The following is a 21,609-nucleotide window of genomic DNA, read 5'->3' on the forward strand; positions in this document are numbered from 1 at the left end:
ACCATCACCGTCCCGTTGTTAGGTCTTCCCACCCAAATATAACTTTTCTCACAAGCCTCGCTATCCTCTCCGCGAGCTTTAAATCCTCCGGCGTGTTGACGTTCAGGGCCAAAAGCGGGTTCTCAAGCTCAAAGAATCCCTCCCCCTCGAAGCCAACCGCGTTGAGGCCCACTATTGCGTAGCCCCGATAAACGAGTGGCTTAAGGTCTTTTGGGACTTTCTGTATAGGCAAAACTCCGGTCAGGCTCGTTTTCCCGTTGAAGGCCTTTTTAACGGCATAGAAATCGCTCGGCTTTACGAAGGGAATATCCGATGAGGAGCTTATAAACGGTCCGAACTCATTTAAAAGCCACTGAACGTCCTCGACATAGCCTTTCCCAGGGGTCTCCATGAAGGGGATCCCCTCGCGAAGGCACAGCTCCCTTGTCTTCGGCGTGTTTTTTGAGAGGGCCACAATGGTCTCATCAACCCGGGAAGCGGAAGCGTAAACCCAGAGGAGCATCTCTTTGCCGGCTATTTTCAGAACGGGCTTTTCCTTGCCCATGCGTGTGGACTTGCCTCCCGCGAGGATGATTATCACAGATACCACCACACCAGCGCCATAACCACGAGTGTTCCAGCGCGCGTTATCTCCGCAGTAGCCCCGAGGCAGTCCCCGTTCAAACCGTCGAAGTTCTTCAGAGAGATCCTAATGATATGGACTCCAAAGAGGAGCCCGAGGATTCCGGCTAGGGCTCTCGGCTCAAACAGGACAACTGAAAGGCCCAACAAAACATAGAGGAGCGTCCCGAGTGCCAGCTGTCTTCCGTTCATCCCCTCCATGAAGTACGCACCCAATCCTTTTCCAAGGGGCCGTTTAGTTGCTAGAGCCAACAACATTGCGTATTTGGAATTCAGCTCCGCCAGAAAGAGCGCGTAGAACGGGAGAAGCTGGAGGGAATAAACTTGAAGGAGGAGGACTATCACGACCGCAAAAAGCCCCGCTATACCCGTGTTCACGTCCTTCATAACCTCAATTTTCCTCTCCCTGTCGCCTTTGGCCATTATTCCGTCGGCCCAGTCTGCCAAACCATCAAGGTGGAGGAGACCGATCGTCCAGTAGAGGGCGAGAACCGCAAGCAAATTAGAGAGAGGAAGTCCGAGATACAGGATAAGGGTTGGAAGGGCCGAGCTAACCAGTGCCACGAGTGGGAAGGCCCAAAGCTCGTTTCGGGCCTTTTCAAAATCTCCTTTGACAGGGATTCTCGTGAGAAAGGGCAGGATGTTCCTCATAATTCTCCCTCGAACAGCTTTGTCATGCAGCCAGCTATAAACCCGCCGATGGCATCATCGAGGAACGGTGGAAGTTCAGCCAGAATTCCGGGCTTCCTCGTGTCGTAGTAGAAGAAGTTGAAGAGCGCCATCTTTCCGCCGATGTACTCCGCTAGGTTTATCCCGATGAGTTCATCAGCCACGAGGTTCACGGGGTCGCCCTCAACTTTGAAACCTTCTTCGAGAAGCAGGGCGGCCATCAAAAGGGCCTGGACGTTGATATCGTTTAAGTAACGGAGCATCAAACCTCTGAGCTTTTCTCTGGCGGCTTCTTTTTCCTCTCCGATGTAGAGCTCCATGGCCGTGTCGAGCATCGCCTCCAGGGTTACTCCTTTGGATTCGAGCTTTTGGAGGAGTTCTTGAGCGTTCATAGCTCAGACCTGCCTTCGAGGAAGTTCAAAACTTCTCTGGGAGTGTAAACCTTGATATATCCGCCAACAGATTTCGCAAGCTTCTTGTCTCCCGTGAGAAGCGGGACGTTGAGTGCCAGAGCGAGGGCTACATATGGGATGTCTTTTGGATCAGGACAAATTTCCCTGGCCTTTTCCATCCCTTGAAGGACTATGTTTTCGGGAATTACGACAGTCTGTCTCCGTATAATCGAAAGCACGTAGGCAACTTCGTCTTCACTCAAATGCGTGAGCCTCGATATTCTTTCGCGCTTGGAGTCAAGCTCTTCCCATAAATAGGCTGGAATCAAGAATCGGAACCTCTCAAGGACGTGGTTCTCCATAAAAATCCTGTAGGCAACGCCTCTTCCGTGGAGTGCCGAGAAGATGACGTTGAAATCGAGCACAAGCTCCATTCATACCGCCCCGTATCTCCGGGCTATTGACTCTTTTATCTCCTCTTCGAGCTTTTTGAGTCCTTCTTCATCTGGTTGAGCTTTTTTCAGGATCTCCTCAAACTTTCTTGCCTCCTCAATCCTCCGCTGTATCTCCTGGGAGACCTCAAGGATCACCTTTTCCCTAATGGCCTCGGACATCCCCTCCCACTCGGGAGGTACCTTGATCCGTATGACGATCTCGGACGCCCCCATAATCCTCACCTCAATACGCCTAACACCTATAACGTTATTATGTCTTTCTCAACCCAAACCTCGCCCACAGGTACCGCTCGCTCTCTTCAACGAACTTCACTTCGATGCCGAACCTTTCTTCAAAGAGGGGAGCTTCCAAAACGACCGTGTGAAACTCCCCTGCTTCCCCGACGGGGTCACACTGGGGTTCGCTTCCAGGAACTTCTCCAAATCCTCAACCGAGCGGAAGATGTAGCCTAACCACTCCCTCCCGAGCTTTTCTTTGTTCACGGCTATTATAGCCCACTTAAAGCCCGCTTCCAGCATCTCCTCAGCGAGTTCTCTAGTGTTCCTCCCCCAGAGGGGTTCGAGCGGTTTTATGCCCGCTTTCTCGGCAAGAAGCTTTACCCACCTCAGGTGGTCTTCGAGGTAAACGTCTCCAGCTATGAGGTAGTCAACTCCAATGGAGCCTATGAACTCTGCCAGGGCATCGCTCCCCTCTTTCATGTCAAAAGTGAGCATCTCCTTTCCCATGGCAGTTGCCAGCGTCTTTAGCGCCTCTAGATTTTCCCAGTGAGGGGAGAGGCCTATCGTGGTTTTGAGCGTGAGGAGGTAGGGCACCACTATTCCTTTTTTCTCAGCTAAGTGGAGGGCATAAAGCCCGTCCTTGCCACCCGAGAAGAACGCGACTCCCCTCAAAGCCTCCCCTCCAGTTTAACCCTCTCATATTCCTCTCGTATTTTCTGGAGCTCCTTTTCATCTACGTAGGGAATCACGGCCCCACAATCAAGGCAGAGCCAAGGATATGCGTGAGTAGGGCCTTTTATGGCATCTCTAAGGCCGTGCTTCCAGGGCGCCTCCCAGAAGTATCGAGCGTATCCGGCTTGGTAGTTTTTGCCCTTTACCATCGTTCCACCGCACATGGGACACCTTTTGGTTTCCATGGTCACCACCAAAGCTATAAACCCCATGGAGTTTTTATCCATTGCGCCCATGAGCAAAAACTGTGTAGCAGTAACCAACGGGAGGAGTCCTCAGGATGCACGCTTTAGTTCCCTTTCTCCTGGCACTCGCGTGGGACTTAACCCTTGGTGAACCTCCTGCAAAGCTCCATCCCGTAGTCTGGTTCGGGAGGATAGCTGGCTTTATCGACTCCCGCTACAAAAGGCGCTCTCCAGTCCTTGATTTCACTGCCGGCCTTCTCACTGCACTGGTTGTAATCACCTTCGCGTTTCTGCTCTCGATCGTGCCGTTTTACGCGCCCTTTCCCTTAAACTATTTCCTAGCGGCGTATCTCCTCAAGAGTTCCTTTGCCATAAAAAGCCTCCACGAGCACGTTTCGAGGACGATAACGGATGATATCGAGGAAAAGAGAAGGGCAGTCTCAATGATAGTGAGCAGGAACACAAAAGTCCTCGACGAGGCCCATCTAAACTCCGCCGCCATAGAGAGCCTCGCGGAGAATCTGAACGACTCCGTTGTGGCTCCTCTCTTCTACTTCCTCCTTTTTGGACTTCAGGGAGCGGTGATTTACCGAGCCGTAAACACTCTCGACGCTATGCTCGGCTACCGGAACGAGCGCTACGAGTTTTTCGGCAAGTTCTCAGCGAGGCTCGACGATGCTTTGAACTTCATTCCTGCCCGGCTGACCGTTCTTCTCTACCTTCCCCTCGGCGGGAGGAAAGTTCCTGAGTACTACAGGCTGGCAAGGTTCAAGATAAACTCCGACAAGCCAATGGCGGCGATGAGCGCGGTCCTTGGCGTTTGGCTCGAAAAGCCCGGAGTTTACCGCTTTCCAGGGAAAGAGCCGAAAAACGAGGACATAAAACGAGCTTTGAGAATTTACTGGCTGGTTGTAACTGGGTGGGTTATAGTTGTGGTATTACTGCTCGCAACGGGGGTATGTCCATGCTTAAGCCTGTAGAGTTCTCCGCATACCATGGCGGGGCAAGGAGAAAAGAGGAAGGTTTGATAGACTTCTCGGCTTCCCTGAATCCCTATCCGCCCGAGTGGCTGGATGAGATGTTCGAAAGGGCCAGAGAGATAAGCGGCCACTATCCCTACTATGAAGAGCTTGAGGAGGGTCTCGCTGAGCTTGTGGGCGAACCGATCACCGTAACTGCAGGAATAACCGAGGCCCTCTACCTCCTTGGAATCCTCGCGCTGAGGGGCAGGAGGGTGATAGTGCCAGCCCACACCTACGGCGAGTACGAGAGAGTTGCGAGAATTTTTGGAGCGAGGGTCGTCAAAGGTCCGAACGACCCCGAAGAGCTTTCCCAGCTTGTTGAGAGAGATTCAGTTGTCTTCTTCTGTAATCCAAACAACCCGGACGGGAGGTTCTACGGGAAAAAGGAGTTGGGACCCCTCTTGGATGCCGTTGAGGACAGAAACGCTTTACTCGTCCTCGACGAGGCCTTCATCGACTTCGTTGAAAGTCCCGAAAGCCCCAGTGGGGAGAACATCGTAAAGCTGAGGACGTTCACGAAGAGCTACGGCCTGCCGGGGATAAGGGTCGGCTACGTGGCGGGTTTTCCAGAAGCTTTCAGGAGCGTCAGAATGCCGTGGGCGATAGGATCGGTTGGTGTTGCCTTCCTTGAGTTCCTGCTGGAGGACAGGTTCCAGCACTTAAAGGGGACGATGCCCTTAATCTGGCGGGAGAAGAGGCGGATTGAGAAAGCCCTTGGAGTCAAGAGCGATGCGAACTTCTTCATAAAGTACGTTAGAGATGCCAAAAAGACAGTTGAGGAGCTGAAGAGAAAGGGGATGCTCGTGAGAGACTGCACGAGCTTTGGCCTTCCGCAATATGTCCGATTTTCGGTCAGGAAGCCTGAGGAAAACGATGCCTTAGTTCGGGCGTTGTTGGAAATTTCCCCCTAGAGCCATCCCAATCTTTGGCCGTTTTATCCAATAACTTTTTAAGCCTCAAGTCTACCCACAGCCGGACAAATAATCCAGGTGATAAAAATGAAGAAGACCAAGCTCTTTGGAGCGCTTCTTTTAGTGGCCATCGTCTTCGTGAGCGGGTGCATAGGAGGCTCGGGAAGCTCAACGACCCCGAGCCAGACCCAGAGCACTTCCACACCGAGTGCGACCCTTAGCACCACCCCCAGTTCGACCCAGACGCCGACTGAAACTGCCACAAAATCCTGCGAGTGCCCGAAGGCCAAGCCCTACTATCCTCTAACCATCACTGACTTCGCGGGCAGAAACGTAACCATCGAGAAGGAGCCGAAGAGGATAGTTTCACTCGCCCCGAGCATCACCGAGACCCTCTACTTCCTCGGAGCCCTCGACAGGGTCATAGGAGTTACCAAGTTTGACGACTATCCCCCTGGAGTTCAGGAGGGCAGGAAAATAATAGGGGGCTTCAGCGACCCGAACATCGAGGTGATAGCTTCTCTCGAACCTGACTTGATAATAGGCACTTCGATGCACCTACAGTACCTCGACCAGCTTGAGAAGATAGCGCCGGTCATAATACTCGACCCTAAGAACATGGATGAAGTTTACGAAGCCGTTGAACTCCTTGGGAAGGTTCTTAACCAGAGCGAAAGGGCCGAAGGAGTGGTCGAGTTCATGAAGGCCGAGGTTGCCGACGTTCAGTTCCGCGTTTCAAATAAGACGAGGCCGAAGGTTCTCTTCATAAGCTGGTGGAATCCGCTTTACGTCCCGGGCAACGGCACCTTCCAGGACTCACTCATCGAACTCGCCGGCGGTGAGAACGTCTTCCACGACGCTACTAGCTGGGCCCAGGTCAGCCTTGAAGAGGCCGTCGCCAGAAACCCGGAGATAATAATCCTATCGGCCCACGCGGGAGCCACCATTGACGACATCTGCAACAGCCCGCTCGCGGACACAGATGCCGTAAAGAACGGCAGGATATACTTTGTCAGCGACGACAACGCCATATCAAGGCCGGGGCCGAGGCTCGTCGAGGCCCTTGAGGAGCTCTCCTACTTCATCCATCCAGAGGCCTACGGCTACAACTTCCAGCCCGTCACCTGCCCCGTTGAGGGCTGAATTCTTTCTTCTTTTTATTCCGGCAAAAGAAGTTTTAAGAACAGAAAAAAGGAAATCACGCACCGAACTTCTCGCTTCTGTTCATAAGATCCATCATTATGGGCACTATGTCGTGGCCCTTTATCCTGCCGATTCCGCCGCGCATGCACTCCCTCTCGCCGAAGCTCTCGGTGTGGTCTGGTCTGACTCCGCCGCCAGCGATGAGGAGCGGAACCGGGTCGCCGCTGTGGTTCATAACCTCGCACGGTGTCGAGTGGTCGCCGGTTATCGCTATGACCACATCCTCAAGGTCGATGTGCTCAAGGATGTAGCCTATCATTCTGTCGGCCTTCTCTATCATCTCGGCCTTGAGCTTCGGGTTGTTGTCGTGGCCAGCAGCGTCGGTCGGCTTGAAGTGGAGGAACACGAAGTCGTAGTCCTTGAGCAGCTCAACGGTCTTCTTGGCTTTGGCCATCACATCGGTGTTGTACTCGCCAGTTGCTCCCTCCGGAGTGTAGACGTCGAAGCCTATCGCCCTGGCAACGCCCTTGACGAGCGAGACGGCTATAACGGCCCCGGCCTTGACCTTCCACTGCTCGGTGAACTTCATCGGTATGTCCGGGTAAGTTCCAGCACCGCGGATGAGGAGGTAGTTTGCTGGCGGCTTGCCCTCCTTCCTGCGCTTCTCGTTGATCGGATGCTTGTCGAGAACCTCGTGGGCCTTCTGGACAAACTCCTCGAGGATTTCGGCGACCTTCTTGCTCTCCTCGTCCTCCCAGGTGAACTCCTGCGGCGGCTTTCCGGCCTCGTGCGGGTCGTTTTCCCCTACGCGGTAGCCCTTCGCCATGCCCCTGAGGACGAGGACGGCCCTGTGGCCGGTCGCGCCGACGAATATGAAGTCAACCGGGAGCTTGACGTTCTCCTGAACGGCCTTAGCAAGCTCGTGGGCCTCCTCAGTGCTTATCCTTCCAGCGCGCCTGTCGGTTATGATTCCGTTCTCGATGGTGGCGAAGTTAACGCGGAAGGCCAGATCGTCCTCGTTGAGGTCGAGTCCAACGCCAAGGGCCTCGAGGAATCCCCTTCCGCGGTAGACCTTGTAGGGGTCGTAGCCGAATATTGAGAGGTGAGCGGTATCGCTTCCGGCCGGCTGGCCGGGTTTTATCGGATCCTGCTGACCGAGTATTCCCATCTTGGCGAGTCTGTCCATGTTGGGGGTGTTAGCGTACTCAAGCGGCGTTTTTCCGCCGAACTCTTTTATCGGCCTGTCCCCTAGACCGTCCAGGATTATGAGAAGTCCCTTTCTCTTCTTCATATCTATCACCTTTGGTGATTAAGGCATGGGGTTTAAAGGTTTGTTGGATAAAACTTTATGAACACCCTTTCAAATCTCCCGCCGGTGAGAGAAAGTGGAAATGCTGGTGTGGGCAGGTTCAATAGTTATCGGAATAATACTCCTCGTTGTCTTTGGAGACAGGCTCTCGGATAAAATCGTAGAGGTCGCCGAAAAGGCGGGGGTTTCCCCCCTAATTATAAGCCTTGTAGTCATAAGCCTCGCAACGACGCTGCCGGAGATAACAACCAGTGCGATGGCAAGCATCACTAAGGCCGAGGGTATAGCCCTCGGCAACGCCCTCGGAAGCATCTTCGCCAACATAGCACTCATTCTCGGCCTTGCGTCAGTGATAAGACCTCTAAAAGCTGGTAGCGGAGCTTATGAGAATTCCCTCGTCATGCTTGCTTCTCTCGGGTTCCTCATGTTGCTCTCCGTTGATGGCACCCTTTCAAGGCTTGACGGTGCCCTCCTTCTCGTAGCTTACGCCCTGTACCTGCGGTGGCTCTACAAGAAGCACTTCAGAAAGGGACGCGAAAGTGGAGCTGAACGTCACACAAAGGCAACGGCCCTCGACTACGTCTTACTCCTCATATATGGTGGCTTAATGGTTATTGGGGCGAGGCTCGTCGTTTACGGCGGCAGAAACATCGCCGAGGCCCTTGGGGTGGCGGAGTACGTCATAGGTGCCACCATTGTTGCCATCGGCACCTCCCTGCCCGAGATGACGAACGCCCTTTACGGGGCAATAAGGGAGCGCGGAAGCATAAGCGTCGGCAACATAATTGGGGCGAACATAATGAACGCCCTCGTAGTTCTTGGGCTGGCCTCACTGATAAGGCCAATCCCGACCGGTGCATCGACCCTAACCATCGTGCTCGTCCTCATGGCCATGCTCCCAATGATAGCTGAACTGAAGCGCTCTGGCGGCCTCGACAGAAGGATAGGGTTTTACTTCCTGATCCTCTATGCGGCCTATCTCGTTCTGCTGTTTTCGGGGGCGAAGCTCTAGTTAAGCTTTTAAGTTCCCCCTCTTTCTCCCGCTGGAGGTGAGAAAATGAAAGTCCTGTGGGCACCTTGGAGAATCGAGTACATACGCTCACCCAAGCATGAGGGCTGTATATTCTGCGACTTCCCGAAGGAGAACCGGGATAAAGAAAGGCTCATCCTCTACCGCGGGAAGCATGCTTTCGTGATAATGAACAACTATCCCTACAACCCCGGCCACGTCATGGTGGCTCCATACAGGCACGTCGGGAGATGGGAAGACCTGACAGATGAAGAGCTTTTGGAAATAATGAAGCTCTCCCAGCTCATGATAAAGGCAATAAAGAAGGCCATGAACCCTGATGGCTTCAACCTCGGCGTGAACCTTGGAAGAGTGGCCGGAGCGGGGATAGACGACCACGTCCACCTTCACATCGTCCCGCGCTGGAACGGGGACACCAACTTCATGCCGGTCATAGCGGACACGAAGGTCATCCCAGAGTCCCTGCAGGAAGCCTACGAGGAGCTGAAAAAGGCGATAGACGAAGTTCTCAAGGAGTGAGCTCTCTCACTTTTATTTTGAAGCTTCTGTCCAAGGGTAAGTCTTCAAACAGACCCTCATCCAGTTCAACCACGCTGACATCGGTGCTTATCACGGATTCCCTTGTTCCCTGTTTTAGACGAAGTTCAACCAGCTTTCCGTTAACTACCTTTGCTGCCAGGTAAGTCCCGTCATCCGCGGTTCCTTCTACCATGAAGCTGGTACCGAACTCAAGCGCAAGTCTCTTTAAGAGAGCAGGTGCACTATCAGGGGTTATCCTGGTAACTTCTCCCCCTTCCTCGGACACCTTAACCACGGGACATTTAAGGGAGGTGCAGAACTCTTGAACTGCCTCCGCTATCCCGCTGGCAAAAATCTCCAAGGGCTTGCCCATCAGGGCCTCTCCAAAACCCGCCCAATCTGCGGTTACCTTGAGACGGCCGTTCTGGACTTTAAAGGTCACTGTGAGTATTCCCCGCTCCCCTCTGAAGGTATATATCGCCTCGCTGTTCCCAAACCCAACGTCTAACTCAAACTCATAGCCAAAATTGAATATGAACCTAGGCACTTCAAATCTGACTTTTTGTCCGTCGAATTCCTTAAAGTACGGGAAGAACAGCAGTGTCTTTTTCGGCTCGCTCAGGATAGTTTTAAGGACGTCCCAATCGACGTTAACTTCCACTTCCCATCTCCGTGATTTCAACGGCCATCACCGGAGGGGCATTAGAGAAGAGAAATAAAACCGTTTCTAAAACCAAAGGTTTCTAACCCTCAAAAAGCGTTTTCCACTTTTCCCCTGTCCTCTTCCAGCATCCCGGGGGCATCAGTTCTCCCTCAGGGCAGTAGCCGAGCTGGACACACCTTGGCCCGAGCTTCGCCCACTTTATTATCGGTCTGAGCTCGTCGTTCTTTGCAATCTCCTCGAGCATTTTCCAGGCCACTTCCCTTATCTCCCACTGCGCCCTCTCGCAGGCCCTGAGTCCCAGAAAGTGCTTCAGCTCCCGGAGGTTCATCGTGACGACTATCTTCGTCCTGACAGCTTGGGGAAGGATAAAACGCGCGTCTTCCTGATGCTGACCGCGCTCAACACTCTTTTTATAGAGCTCGATGGATTTTTTCATGAGTTCCTTCCACTCAGCAAGAAGCTCCGGGTCTTCTTTTATCCCACTTGGAATGACAAAGGTCTCCTCAACGTCTTCAGGGTTCAACACGATATAACGCTGTGACTGCTGGGTATAAGAAGCAAGCCTATGACGAACAAGTTGGTGCGAACAAACACGGGAACATCCCTCTATGGCGAAGGTCAGCGTCGCGTGCTCGAGGATACTCTCGTGCCCATAACCTAGAACCCTCGGAAGGTGCATCTCAACGTCCTTGTCGCTCATTCTCCCGAAGGTCTCAGTTTCCCATTCATCCCAGTAGCTTATGAGAGCCGCCCATGTGACAGTTTCAAGAGGTTTTTTTGTATAATTGACAAGCTTTACCCTTATTCCATTGTCCATCCTGCCCACCTGCAGTGAGATGTAGTACTTCTTTATATCTTCTACCCCGTTCTAGTTGGGACAATCTCCGAGGAGAGTGTAGTTCAGTGAGCATAAGCCCCAAGATTGAGCCAGCATTCTGCCATACTGATAAAACTTTGCGTTTGTAAAGTTGTCTTTCTTCTCCCCCAACTCCCTTTCGCTCCCCGAGCCCCTTTTCCGACGAAAGGGTTATTAAACTCGCTCCACAGTTCTATACGGTGATGCACATGGTGGTTAGCCTTGCAGGAAGAGATGTTCTCTGCCTCCAGGACTTCACGAGGGAGGAGCTTGAGACTATTCTCAAGACTGCCGAGATGATGAAGATCTGGAACAAGATTGGAAAGCCGCACCGCGTTCTTGAGGGCAAGACCCTCGCCATGATATTCCAGAAGCCCTCGACGAGGACGAGGATTTCCTTTGAGGTCGGAATCTACCAGCTCGGCGGCTACGGCCTCTACCTCAACGCCCAGGACCTCCAGCTCAGGAGGGGTGAGACCATAGCCGACACGGCAAGGGTTCTCAGCAGGTACGTCGATGGAATAATGGCTAGGGTTTTCGACCACAAGGACGTTGAGGACCTCGCCAAGTACGCGAGCGTCCCTGTCATAAACGGCCTCTCGGACTTCTCACACCCGTGCCAGGCCCTAGCTGACTACCAGACCATCCTCGAGAAGAAGGGCAGGATTCAGGGACTTAAGATTGTCTACGTCGGTGACGGAAACAACGTCGCCCACTCCCTCATGATAGCCGGAACCAAGCTCGGTGCCAACGTTGTCGTTGCCACCCCAGAGGGATACGAGCCAGACCCGAAGGTAATCAAGTGGGCCGAGCAGAACGCGGCCGAAAGCGGCGGAAGCTTCGAGCTCCTCCACGACCCTGTTCAGGCTGTCAAGGATGCGGACGTCATCTACACCGACGTCTGGGCTAGCATGGGACAGGAGGCCGAGGCCGAGGAGAGGAGAAAGATATTCATGCCCTTCCAGGTCAACAAGGAGCTTGTAAAGCACGCCAAGCCCGACTACATCTTCATGCACTGCCTCCCGGCCCACAGGGGAGAAGAAGTCACCGATGATGTCATAGACAGCCCGAACAGCGTCGTCTTCGACCAGGCCGAGAACAGGCTCCACGCCCAGAAGGCAGTTATGGCCCTCGTCATGGGCGGGATTAAGGTGTGATTTTGGACTCTTTTCTCCATTTGTCTTTGCACTTGTTACCATGCAGAGGAAGGTCTCTTCGAGTTGTAGGCATTGCAAACGGCGAACCTTTTAAATCAATTCCCTAACTCCCAAACATGCTCGAACGTCTCTTCAGCCTCGGCTACTCAAAGACCTTCGCGGAGCGCTATTACCAGCTCTGGGGTGAGAGGGCTTTAGCGATAGCCGAGGCGATGGAAAGGCCTCTTCCGAGGTGCTTCCGCGTTAACACGCTCCGCATCGAGGTTCACAAACTAACTAAGCTCCTCAACAAGAAGGGCTTTCAGTTTAAGAGAGTTCCCTGGGCGAGGGAGGGCTTCTGCCTCACGAGGGAACCCTTCTCGATAACCTCAACTCCCGAATATCTAAGCGGCTTACTCTACATCCAGGAAGCGAGCTCGATGTATCCTCCCGTTGCCCTCGGGCCCAAACCAGGTGAAGTCGTCGCCGACATGGCCGCCGCCCCCGGCGGGAAGACCTCTTACATGGCCCAGCTGATGGAGAACGGGGGGATAATCTACGCCTTCGATGTCGGCGAGGACAGGCTGAGGGAGACGAGGCTCAATCTGTCGAGGCTGGGCGTTACTAACACCATACTCTTCCACAGCTCGTCGCTCCACATAGACGAGCTCGGCGTCGAGTTCGACAAAATCCTCCTCGATGCGCCCTGCACAGGTTCCGGAACTATCCACAAGAACCCCGAGAGAAAAGCCAACAGGACAATGGAAGACGTGAAGTTCTGCCAGGGGCTCCAGATGAAGCTCCTTGAGAAGGGCCTGAGCGTTCTGAAGAAGGGTGGCGTTCTGGTTTACTCCACCTGCTCCCTTGAACCAGAGGAGAACGAGTTCGTAATCCAATGGGTTCTGGACAACTTTGAGGTTGAACTCCTTCCGCTTAGATACGGTGAGCCGGCTTTGACGAAGCCATTCGGCATCGAGCTGAGCGAGGAAATAAAGAAGGCGAGGCGCTTCTACCCGGACAGGCACGGGACGAGCGGCTTCTTCGTTGCGAAGATTAAGAAGCTCTAACCCTTTTCATTCTCGGCTTCCTTCAGAAGCTTTTCCTCGATCTCGTGCAGCCTTTTCTTCACGTCCTCGCTCAGGTGTTTCTCCAGCTCTTCCCTAGCTGCCTTCGCCAGCTCGAACTTCGAGTCGAACTTTCCGAGCTTTATCCAGTCTATTTTCTTCCCTTCCACGAAGACGTCTATGTCGCAGAACCTCTTGTAGTCCCTGTATTCGAGGCCCTTCAGGAAGAACTTCACCTTTACAGGGTCTTCCCAGGTCAGGAGCTTGAGCTTGTAAACCGGAACGCGCATGAACGGCCTCGGATAGTCCCAGTCCCAGCCCTCGCCAACGACGAAGCCTAGGTCAAGGTCTTCGAGAACCATCATGAGCCTTGCGATGTTCTCTTCGTACCTCTTCTCCGTGTCGTAAATTTTTATCGTGATTTCGTTCCACTCCGGCATCAGCTTGAGGAGGAGCATCGGGGCCTCTATGCTCAAGCGGCGGTAGACCTTCAGGAAGTGCTCCCTGACGAGGACTGCACCCTCAACTTCCTCAGGCCCGAGAGGACAGGAGAGCCTTTTTCTTGTCACAGCTATAACGGTGTCCCTCGCCTCGCCTTCGTCCAGGGCATCCCTAAGGGACATTACCTCGCCGTTGAGCTCTTCAGACAGGAACTTTAGGGCTTCTTCTACTTTTTCAGGGACTCTAAGGAATATTATCGTACTCTCCACGTGGACTTTCTCTATTGGAAGGCCGTTGTTTATGATGGCCGCCAAAACAGAGCGGGCTGAGTCCCTGATTAAAAACCCCAACTCGGGTGGTATCGTCTCCTTCTGCCATTCGAAGGTGACGAAGAGCAAAGTTTCAAACTCACTGCTCTCCTTTATCGCCCGATCAGTTGGAATTGGCTTAGCCCCGAATATCTTCGTGATGTCCTCGCTGACCGCCTCAGAGTGAGGAGTCCTCAAAAACAGGATTGAAGGGCCAAACCGCATAAACCTCATCACAATCCCCTCCAGAGCTTGTAACCCCGGTGAGTATCGGTGCCCGGGGGATAGCCTATCTTTACAACCCGCCTTGAGGGAAGAAAGACGATGTTGATACTTCTGAGGCCGTTTAGCCCTCCTGGTATCACTTCGAAGTTGTGCCCGTAGAGTCTGAAATCTGCATCCAATCTCGCAACTTCTTCCGGTTTATGGCCAAGTGCAAACTTTACCCCCTCTATCTCAACGACCGTGCCAGGTTCCACCACTGAACCCTCGAAGTACTCTTTCAGAATTTCCAGATCGTCCTCGTTGCCGGGGACAACGTAAAGCTCAGCCCCTGAGCCTTTCAAAATTCTCGCAAGCTTTCTGACTCCGCCCACGTAGAGAGGTTTCAGGTCAGGTCTTCTCTCAAGCTTTATGTTGTCAACGAGGTCTCCAGTGTGGACTATGTACTCAGGATGAAGCTCATCTATAAGCTGCGCTATCCTGGGGTAAGCCCTCTCAGGTGTGTCGCTTATGTGGAGTAGGGCCTTTTCATCTTCGTTCTCTCTTCGAAGGCGCTTTCTCCGAAGGAACTCAAGCATAGCGGGCACGGCACCTTTTTACTGCTTCTCTTCAATATACGTCGGGAGACCTTATAAGGCATGCTTCCATAAGTCAGGATGGTGATAGGATGAAGGTTCTAGTTCTGGGTGCGGGCAACGTTGGAAGGGCCGTTGCTTGGGATTTGAGAGATGAGTTCGAGGTTTACGTCGGAGATATAGACGGCGAGAAGCTGAAGGCAGTTGGGGAGTTCGCCACTCCCCTGAAGGTTAACGCGGCCAACTTCGAAGAACTAGTCGAGGTCATGAAGAGCTTTGACCTCGTTGTTGGCACCCTGCCCGGGAGGTTTGGCTACGGGTCAATCAAAGCGGCCATCAAGGCAGGCGTTGATATGGTTGACGTTTCCTTCATGCCCGAAAACCCGCTTGAGTTGAAAGAGGGAGCCGAAAAGGCGAACGTGACTGTTATCTTTGACGCTGGCTTTGCACCGGGGTTAAGTCACATTCTAATGGGCAGAATCTGGAATCAGCTTGATACTCTTGAGGAAGGAAGGATATGGGTGGGAGGCCTGCCCAAGGATCCAAAGCCACCACTTTATTACAGAATTACATGGTCACCTAAAGATTTAATTGAAGAATACACTAGGCCGGCGAGGGTTATCAGGAACGGTGCCGTTACTACAGTGGACCCACTGGGTGAAATCAGGGAAGTCAACATAAACGGCATGGAGTTCGAGGCCTTCGTAAGCGACGGTCTGAGAAGCCTGCTGGAAAGTGTAAGGGCCGAAACCCTTGAGGAGTGGACTCTCCGCTGGCCGGGTCACCTTGAAAAGATGAGGGTTCTCCGCGAGCTGGGATTCTTCAGGGAAGAGAACCTTGACTTCACACTGAAGGTCATATCTCCCCTCATGAGCTTTGAAAGTCCGGACTTCTCGATAATGCTGGTTGAGGGAGAAGGCGTTGAGAATGGAGAGAGAAAGAGAATGTCCTACCTTCTGTACGATGAGGAAAAAGATGGTTTCACCTCAATGAGCAGGGTCACGGGCTTCACAGCCGCGATAATAGCCAGGATAGTGGCAGAGGGAAGCTGCATTTACGGTGTAATACCACCTGAGATACTGGGAATGCGGATAGACACATTCTCCAGAATAGTTGGTGAGATCCGTGAGAGGGGAATAACGTTAGAGGAGGTGGAGGGAAATGCTTCACCTGATAATAGCTGAGGCGGAGCTTGAGCTGGTTCCGGAGAGCATTAGAGACCATCCGGCAGTCGTGAACTACGCAAGAAGACGGAAGAAGAGGCCAGAAGAGGCGATACTGGACAGCACCTACCACCACGCGGCACTGAAGAAGCTCCCGGACGGCGACAGGCGCGGAAGGCCAGATATAGTCCACATCTGCCTCCTCAACGCCCTCGAAAGTATAGCGAACAAAGAGGGCTTCCTGCGGGTCTATGTCCACACGAGAAACGATGAAGTGATACACATAAAGCCCGAAACACGGCTTCCAAGGAACTACAACAGATTCCTGGGTCTCATGGAGAGCCTCTTTAAGAAGGGTGCCGTTCCGGAAGGGCTAGAGCTTTTGAGGATAGAAAAGAAACCGCTTGAATCTTTGATTGAAGATATAAACCCTGATACGGTCTTCATAATGCACGAGGAAGGGGAGCTAATAAGGCCCAGGTCGTTCGGAGAGATCTTGGCTTCCCACCAGAACCCCGTCGTTGTAGTCGGAGGTTTTCCCCACGGCGACTTCATGAGGCCTATTGAGGGGACGAAAGTCAGCCTGTATCGTGAGCCTCTAATGGCATGGACGGTAGTAAGCGAAGTCATCGTAAACTTTGAGGCTGCCCTGGGACTTTGAACGTGGAATTGAGTATCCACAAGTTTTAAGCTCCCCAATTTTCAGTTCCAAAAAGCTTTTATCTTTTAATTCAATCGATACATGTATTGTCAATTCAAATCGCTCTACCGTAGAGGTGATGAAAAATGAAGAGGATTAACACTCTGATGGCGCTGTTGATAACAGGTTATATTATAGGAGTACTGAACTACGTCCTTCTTCCCAAGTACAACATAATCTTCGGTCTCAAAGGAATACTGATAGGGGCATTAGTCTCCCTTGCAGTCCTCGTATTAATCCGCTCTGAGACTGAAAGTACCAAAAGGACAAGGTATTTACCTTATGAGTTTATGTTCAAGGTCTCGCGTACTCCAGGCCTGATGATAACGTTCGTTCTGTTCCTTGTCATAGTTGCTGGAATCACGGCGTATCTCTCTGGATGGGCAATGATATTCCTTCTCGGGCAGGATAGCAGCTTCATAGTCCCCCTGGCGATCCTGACAATCCTAATAGCCGCACTCCTCCTGCTTCTCGCAAAGGGCAGAACTGTCGAACTCTTAGCGGTTCTCTCAGTCTTGGTTATAGTCCTAACACTTGTCTCTGTCTTTCTAATACGCAACGAGGCCTCATCGGTGATAGTCTCAAAGCAGGCAAAGCTATACATGGATCATGTGCTCTCGAGTATGTGGTCGTTTGATTCGCCCCTAAACATACAGGGGTTGGCTACATTCTTCTCTGGGATCCTGCTGGCGTTTGGTTTGGGAGCCGGCGTCTATTACGTCATAGGAAGCTTTTCTCCAGAAGAACTGAACGTGGAGAGAGTCCTGTTGGGAGTCTTTGTCCTTCAGCTGATCTTGGGCATTGCAGCCTCGTACACTGTAGCTTACTCCCTTGGGGCCTCCTTCCAGGCCTTTGAAGACGCCGTTCGCAATCCCAACGCATCCCCAGAAGAGGTATTCAGGCTCTATCGGGAATTCCAGACATTGAAATCATACACTGGGAATCCATCAGTCTCCGTTCACGAGTCAATCCAGGCATTCTACTTAATACCCTCCATTCTCCTTGACGTCCTCCCAAAAGCCAAACTAATGGTATACTCCCTCCTGATATCTCTATACATGGCAGGCTTCACAACGGTAATAGTCCTTATAGAGATGGGTGCTCAGATGACGGCAGAAGTCGTCCAGACAAACAGAAGAAACGCCCTAGCAACGGTCTCAGTCCTGAGCCTGGCGATTTCCCTTGCCATGTGGAACGAGGCATTATTTAAGGTATTCATCTTCCTCCCGTTCAGTATCGTGGGAATCTTGGCTGCTATCGAGGCATATCCCTCCCTCAAGAGCCTCCAATCCCATGAAAAGCTCCTGACTGCCCTCGGAGCCGCAGTAATGCTCGTGATAGGGCTTGGCTCCCTTTACTATTCCCTTACCGGGATCTTTGCCATGAAACTCGCGGCCATTACCGGCCTGATACTGCTAGTGCCCGTGGCATTTAATAGTATGCTTCTCAGAAGCGGAAGACAAAGGTAGCTCCCCTTTTCAAAAATTTTTTAAATGCCCCTTCCTATGCAAACCAGAACGCTTATGGGAGGTATGTGAGATGGGAGACAAGACTAAGGTTCAGGTCAGCAAGCTCAAGCCGGGCAGGTACATAATTATAGACGGTGAGCCGTGCAGGATCGTCAACGTTACGGTCTCCTCACCGGGCAAGCACGGTTCCGCCAAGGCCAGGATCGAGGCCGTCGGCATCTTCGACGGCAAGGTCAGGAGCATCGTCAAGCCGACCAGCGCCGAAGTTGACGTCCCGATCATCGACAAGCGCGTCGGTCAGATCATTGCCATAACCCCCGATACCGTCCAGCTCATGGACATGGAGACCTACGAGACCTTCGACGTCCCGATCGAGGGCGGCGTCGACGACGAGGTCAAGGGCCAGCTCACCGAGGGAATAACCGTCGAGTACTGGGAGACCCTCGGTAGAATTCAGATAAAGAAGATCAGGGGCGAGTGATCCTTTCTGTTTTTCTTTCACACCCCTTGGGTTTTAACTTGAAACGAAACTCATTTAAGAGGGCCTTTTCTCCCCCAGCTGGGGGTAGTTATGGGCTGGCTTCACGATGTAATACTCAGAAAGTTTAACAACATAGCCGGCACAAGGTATGAGGAAATACTCAAGGCCTACGAGAACTTCTTTTTAACCGAGGAGGAGCTAGTGATTCCAGAAATAAACTCCATACTGCTCGTTTTTGACAGGTTCTCTGAAAAAGTTCCAGAGGAAGTCCACGAGACACTCTCAGCGTTCGAAGAAGCGGCTGTCCGGATAGTTTACGTAATCGACGAGGGCGTTCTCAAAATGATACGTGAAACACTCGGAGAAGAAGCTGCCGAGGAATTCAGAAAAAAGGAGATGGCATTTGCCGAGACTTTCCTCAAAGAGGTTGAAGAAAAGCTGGGCGATCTGAACATCAAGTTTAGCAGGAAAATAGCCTTCGGGGACAAGGCTGAGTACGTTGAGGGTATTGCCAAGAAATACGACTTACTCGTAATCTCCCGTCACTACGGCTCCGAGACGACGAGAACACACCGCGTAAGTCCCGTTGTCTTTAGGATAGTCCAGCACGTTGAAAAGCCCGTTGTTCTCTACTGAGGTGATGAAAATGGAGCCAATGGAGCTGATAGCACTTGCGATATTCATAGGCGTCTATGGGCTCATAATGAGCGAGAGAATTCACCGCACGGTAGCGGCAATGGTCGGGGCATCGCTGGTGCTCCTGATTAAGATAGTTCCGTGGGAGAAAGTGCCGGAGTATCTTGACCTCGACACGATACTCCTCCTTGCGGGAATGATGGTCGTCGTGAACGTAGCCAGGGAGAGCGGACTGTTTGAGTACATAGCCATAAAAACCGCCAAACTCTCAAAGGGAAGCCCGATGAAAGTCCTCCTTCTGTTCTCGGTGGTGACGGCCGTCGTCAGCGCGTTTCTCGACAACGTTACGACGGTTCTCCTCCTGACGCCAATGCTCCTGTATATAACCAAGAAAATGGGTGTGAACCCAATACCGTTTCTGCTCTCGGAGGTGTTTGCCTCGAACATCGGCGGAACCGCGACGCTCATCGGTGACCCGCCCAACATTATGATAGGCTCCGCAGCTAACCTCAGCTTCAACGAGTTCATCCTCAACATGGGACCCATAGCTCTCGTTGACCTCTTTGCGACCATTGGAATTATCTACCTCGCTTACCGCGCCGAGATGAACTCTCACAAGGAAAACGAAGAAGCAATTAAGATGACTATAATGTCGCTGGACGAAAGGGATGCCATCAGGGATCCCTCACTTTTCAGAAAGTCCATAACAGTGCTCATTGGTGTCGTCATTGGATTCTTCTTCCACGACAAACTTGGTGTTGAGCCTGCTGTTATAGCCCTCACAGGAGCCTCAATACTGCTCCTCTGGAGCAGAGCGTCACCTGAACACGCACTTGAGAAAGTCGAGTGGGCGACGCTCTTCTTCTTCGGCGGCCTGTTCATAATCGTTGGCTCCCTAGTTGAGACGGGTCTGATCACCCAGGTCGCCAACTGGATGGTTAGTCACATCCACAGCGAGGGCGAGGCAGTCCTGATAATTTCGTGGTTCTCAGCGTTCTCAAGTGCAATAGTTGACAACATCCCATTCACAGCGACTATGATACCGCTGATAAAGGCAATGGGTAATCACATGAACCCCTACCCGCTCTGGTGGGCGCTCTCACTGGGAGCGTGCCTCGGAGGGAATGGTACTGCCATAGGTGCCAGCGCGAACGTCGTCGTCATAGGTATAGCCCACCGCGAGGGCGTGAGAATAACGTTCAACGACTTCCTGAAGGTTGGAATGACCATTATGGTAACGACCGTGGCCATAGGGACGGCTATAATCTGGTTGAGGTACGTTGGGTTGTGAGGTGGTGGATATGAGGATACTCGTGCTCGTGGATGGCTCAAAGTGGAGCCAAAAGGCAGCCCTTCATGCGTTTTCGGTGGCGAAGAAAAAGGGAGCTAAGGTGGTACTGTTCTCCGTCCTGGACAGGAAGGAGGCGCAGGCGATAGCGGTAAGCCTCGCAATGAGAAGCGGCGACGTTGAAAAGCTCAAGAAGTTCGAGGAAACTGCCTGGAAGGAGATGAAGAAGGGCATCCACGACGTTATCTCCGCCCTTCTGGAGCTCGGACAGAGGGAGGGTATCAACTGCTCCTTCAGGATTGTCGAAGGAAACGCCCGCGAGAAAGTCCTTGAGGAGGCAAACAGCGGGAAGTACTCCCTTGTCGTGATGGGTGCGTACGGAAAGAGCGGAAAGACGAGGATAGGCTCTCTCCTCGAGGACGTTGTGGGGGTGATAAAGCCTCCCGTGATGATAGTCAGGTGAAGGCTTTTAAGCCCTCTTCTATTTTTGCCTTTAGGTGAGAGAATGGAGTTCCTGTACACGTATGAGACTCTCAAGCTGGAGTTCCCGCTCGTAGAACCCGAGAAAGCCAGGTTCATCCTGCTGGGGGTTCCCTTCGACGGGACTACGAGCTACAAAGCTGGGGCACGCTTCGGGCCGACCCTAATAAGGCAGGCGACTCTGAACCTTGAGAGCTACATCCTAGACTACGACCTTGACATAGCGGAGCTCCCAATAGCCGACATCGGAGACATTGCCGTCGTCGCAGGAGACCCGAGGAAAACGGCAGACAGGGTAAGGGAAACCCTTGAAGAGCTCAAGAAGGCAAACCCAAAGGCTATTCCAATCCTCCTAGGCGGAGAACATTCCCAGACGCTTGGAGCAGTTGAAGCACTGAAGCCAGCAAGCTACGTCGTCTTCGACGCCCACCTCGACCTGCGCAACAGCTACGAAGACAACCCCTACAACCATGCCTGCGTCGCGAGGCGGATCAGCGAGCTAGGGGTAAAGGAAGCGATATTCGGAATCAGGAGTGGCACCAAAGAGGAAGTCGATTTTGCAAGGGAGAGGGATATCCCGTGGGTGCACGCGAGGGACTACAGCTTTGACGCCTTCGTTGACCTCGTAGAGGCCCTTCCCGAACCGGTTTACCTCTCAATCGACATCGACGTCTTTGACCTCTCTATGGTGCCCTCAACGGGCACTCCTGAGGCGGGAGGTTTAAGGTTCTGGGAGGTAGTGGAGGCAATAGAATGGCTGGTCGAGAAGAAGGAGATAGCGGGCTTTGACATAATGGAGGTTGCAGGTGAAAAGCTCGGCGATCCGACGGCATTGACGGCTGCAAAGCTCCTCTTCTACTCCATTGGTGCAATGGCAAAATTCGGGCGCTGAGCCTTCTGCGTTCTTTTTTCAGTATCC

26 protein-coding genes and 1 pseudogene are annotated in these 21,609 nt (G+C 52.6%); 15 read left to right on the forward strand and 12 right to left on the reverse strand.

The genetic code is table 11. The features are described from left to right. Positions 1 to 4: 4 nt before the first annotated feature. The 7 genes and pseudogenes from TK_RS04220 to TK_RS04250 form a co-directional block, all read right to left on the reverse strand. Positions 5 to 580 (reverse strand): GTP--adenosylcobinamide-phosphate guanylyltransferase, encoded by a 576-nt coding sequence (locus TK_RS04220; protein WP_011249807.1) that lies wholly within the window; start codon positions 578 to 580, stop codon positions 5 to 7. Beyond that, entirely contained in the window at positions 577 to 1,272 is a 696-nt protein-coding gene (gene cobS / locus TK_RS04225; protein ID WP_011249808.1) for an adenosylcobinamide-GDP ribazoletransferase, read from the reverse strand. The genes TK_RS04220 and cobS overlap by 4 nt, the downstream gene beginning before the upstream one ends. Further along, positions 1,269 to 1,682 (reverse strand): alpha-ribazole phosphatase CobZ, encoded by a 414-nt coding sequence (gene cobZ / locus TK_RS04230; protein WP_011249809.1) that lies wholly within the window; start codon positions 1,680 to 1,682, stop codon positions 1,269 to 1,271. Before cobZ ends, cobS begins: the two co-directional genes overlap by 4 nt. Continuing rightward, positions 1,679 to 2,116, reverse strand: a complete 438-nt coding sequence (locus tag TK_RS04235; RefSeq protein WP_011249810.1) for a PIN domain-containing protein — start codon at positions 2,114 to 2,116, stop codon at positions 1,679 to 1,681. The genes cobZ and TK_RS04235 overlap by 4 nt, the downstream gene beginning before the upstream one ends. After that, entirely contained in the window at positions 2,117 to 2,350 is a 234-nt protein-coding gene (locus tag TK_RS04240; protein ID WP_011249811.1) for a hypothetical protein, read from the reverse strand. Between the two features lie 127 nt (positions 2,351 to 2,477). Further along, a pseudogene (locus tag TK_RS04245) lies at positions 2,478 to 3,028 on the reverse strand (ATP pyrophosphatase); the annotation flags it as partial. Further along, positions 3,025 to 3,273, reverse strand: a complete 249-nt coding sequence (locus TK_RS04250) for a hypothetical protein (RefSeq protein WP_011249813.1) — start codon at positions 3,271 to 3,273, stop codon at positions 3,025 to 3,027. The pseudogene TK_RS04245 and the gene TK_RS04250, both read right to left, overlap by 4 nt. 95 nt (positions 3,274 to 3,368) lie before the next feature. Here TK_RS04250 and cbiB point away from each other — a divergent pair, with 95 nt between their 5' ends. The 3 genes from cbiB (at position 3,369) to TK_RS04265 (ending at position 6,349) form a co-directional block, all read left to right on the forward strand. Continuing rightward, the gene (cbiB, locus tag TK_RS04255; RefSeq protein ID WP_011249814.1) at positions 3,369 to 4,253 is read left to right on the forward strand and encodes an adenosylcobinamide-phosphate synthase CbiB; all 885 of its coding nucleotides are present in this window, start codon (positions 3,369 to 3,371) and stop codon (positions 4,251 to 4,253) included. Next, positions 4,238 to 5,206, forward strand: coding sequence for an aminotransferase class I/II-fold pyridoxal phosphate-dependent enzyme (locus TK_RS04260; RefSeq protein ID WP_011249815.1), 969 nt, complete (start codon positions 4,238 to 4,240; stop codon positions 5,204 to 5,206). The genes cbiB and TK_RS04260 overlap by 16 nt, the downstream gene beginning before the upstream one ends. Positions 5,207 to 5,293: 87 nt before the next feature. Further along, positions 5,294 to 6,349: an ABC transporter substrate-binding protein gene (locus TK_RS04265; protein ID WP_011249816.1), complete on the forward strand. Its 1,056-nt coding sequence runs from the start codon at positions 5,294 to 5,296 to the stop codon at positions 6,347 to 6,349. Positions 6,350 to 6,404: 55 nt separating this feature from the next. Here the strand turns inward: TK_RS04265 and TK_RS04270 are convergent, their stop codons facing one another. After that, the gene (locus TK_RS04270) at positions 6,405 to 7,640 is read right to left on the reverse strand and encodes a 2,3-bisphosphoglycerate-independent phosphoglycerate mutase (protein ID WP_011249817.1); all 1,236 of its coding nucleotides are present in this window, start codon (positions 7,638 to 7,640) and stop codon (positions 6,405 to 6,407) included. Between the two features lie 100 nt (positions 7,641 to 7,740). Between TK_RS04270 and TK_RS04275 the strand changes: the two genes are divergently transcribed. Next, complete coding sequence (locus TK_RS04275; RefSeq protein ID WP_048053827.1) at positions 7,741 to 8,670, forward strand: calcium/sodium antiporter; 930 nt, start codon at positions 7,741 to 7,743, stop codon at positions 8,668 to 8,670. 45 nt (positions 8,671 to 8,715) lie between these two features. Beyond that, on the forward strand, positions 8,716 to 9,207 hold the full coding sequence (locus tag TK_RS04280; protein ID WP_011249819.1) for an HIT family protein: 492 nt from the start codon (positions 8,716 to 8,718) through the stop codon (positions 9,205 to 9,207). Here the strand turns inward: TK_RS04280 and TK_RS04285 are convergent. Next, positions 9,197 to 9,868 carry a DUF3211 domain-containing protein gene (locus TK_RS04285; RefSeq protein WP_232500614.1) on the reverse strand — a complete coding sequence of 224 codons (672 nt, stop codon included), beginning with the start codon at positions 9,866 to 9,868 and terminating at the stop codon, positions 9,197 to 9,199. The genes TK_RS04280 and TK_RS04285 overlap by 11 nt on opposite strands. Positions 9,869 to 9,950: 82 nt before the next feature. Beyond that, entirely contained in the window at positions 9,951 to 10,688 is a 738-nt protein-coding gene (gene thyX, locus TK_RS04290) for an FAD-dependent thymidylate synthase (protein ID WP_011249821.1), read from the reverse strand. Positions 10,689 to 10,936: 248 nt separating this feature from the next. On the opposite strand from thyX, the gene argF reads away from it, so the two are divergent. After that, a complete protein-coding gene (gene argF / locus TK_RS04295) occupies positions 10,937 to 11,884 on the forward strand; it encodes an ornithine carbamoyltransferase (protein WP_011249822.1) in 948 nt (315 codons plus the stop codon). A gap of 116 nt (positions 11,885 to 12,000) precedes the next feature. Beyond that, entirely contained in the window at positions 12,001 to 12,930 is a 930-nt protein-coding gene (locus TK_RS04300; RefSeq protein ID WP_011249823.1) for an NOL1/NOP2/sun family putative RNA methylase, read from the forward strand. On the opposite strand, the gene TK_RS04305 is transcribed toward TK_RS04300, so the two are convergent. Continuing rightward, entirely contained in the window at positions 12,927 to 13,910 is a 984-nt protein-coding gene (locus tag TK_RS04305) for a hypothetical protein (protein WP_011249824.1), read from the reverse strand. The genes TK_RS04300 and TK_RS04305 overlap by 4 nt on opposite strands. Next, a complete protein-coding gene (locus TK_RS04310; protein ID WP_011249825.1) occupies positions 13,910 to 14,485 on the reverse strand; it encodes a metallophosphoesterase in 576 nt (191 codons plus the stop codon). The genes TK_RS04305 and TK_RS04310 overlap by 1 nt, the downstream gene beginning before the upstream one ends. Before the next feature lie 80 nt (positions 14,486 to 14,565). Between TK_RS04310 and TK_RS04315 the strand changes: the two genes are divergently transcribed. The 8 genes from TK_RS04315 to speB all read left to right on the forward strand — a co-directional run bounded on the left by TK_RS04315 (position 14,566) and on the right by speB (position 21,582). After that, positions 14,566 to 15,657, forward strand: a complete 1,092-nt coding sequence (locus TK_RS04315; RefSeq protein ID WP_011249826.1) for a saccharopine dehydrogenase family protein — start codon at positions 14,566 to 14,568, stop codon at positions 15,655 to 15,657. Further along, entirely contained in the window at positions 15,635 to 16,297 is a 663-nt protein-coding gene (locus TK_RS04320) for a 16S rRNA methyltransferase (RefSeq protein WP_011249827.1), read from the forward strand. Before TK_RS04315 ends, TK_RS04320 begins: the two co-directional genes overlap by 23 nt. 155 nt (positions 16,298 to 16,452) lie before the next feature. Further along, a complete protein-coding gene (locus TK_RS04325) occupies positions 16,453 to 17,805 on the forward strand; it encodes a sodium-dependent transporter (RefSeq protein WP_158298052.1) in 1,353 nt (450 codons plus the stop codon). Positions 17,806 to 17,875: 70 nt separating this feature from the next. Then, positions 17,876 to 18,286, forward strand: coding sequence for a translation initiation factor IF-5A (locus TK_RS04330; protein ID WP_011249829.1), 411 nt, complete (start codon positions 17,876 to 17,878; stop codon positions 18,284 to 18,286). A 90-nt stretch (positions 18,287 to 18,376) separates the two neighbouring features. Then, a complete protein-coding gene (locus tag TK_RS04335; RefSeq protein WP_011249830.1) occupies positions 18,377 to 18,922 on the forward strand; it encodes a universal stress protein in 546 nt (181 codons plus the stop codon). 10 nt (positions 18,923 to 18,932) lie between these two features. Then, positions 18,933 to 20,213: an SLC13 family permease gene (locus TK_RS04340; protein WP_011249831.1), complete on the forward strand. Its 1,281-nt coding sequence runs from the start codon at positions 18,933 to 18,935 to the stop codon at positions 20,211 to 20,213. A gap of 10 nt (positions 20,214 to 20,223) precedes the next feature. Next, positions 20,224 to 20,673 (forward strand): universal stress protein, encoded by a 450-nt coding sequence (locus tag TK_RS04345; protein WP_011249832.1) that lies wholly within the window; start codon positions 20,224 to 20,226, stop codon positions 20,671 to 20,673. 42 nt (positions 20,674 to 20,715) lie between these two features. Beyond that, positions 20,716 to 21,582: an agmatinase gene (speB, locus tag TK_RS04350; protein WP_011249833.1), complete on the forward strand. Its 867-nt coding sequence runs from the start codon at positions 20,716 to 20,718 to the stop codon at positions 21,580 to 21,582. Positions 21,583 to 21,609: the final 27 nt, after the last annotated feature.

This window comes from Thermococcus kodakarensis KOD1 (assembly GCF_000009965.1).
Taxonomy (GTDB): Archaea; Methanobacteriota_B; Thermococci; order Thermococcales; family Thermococcaceae; genus Thermococcus; species Thermococcus kodakarensis.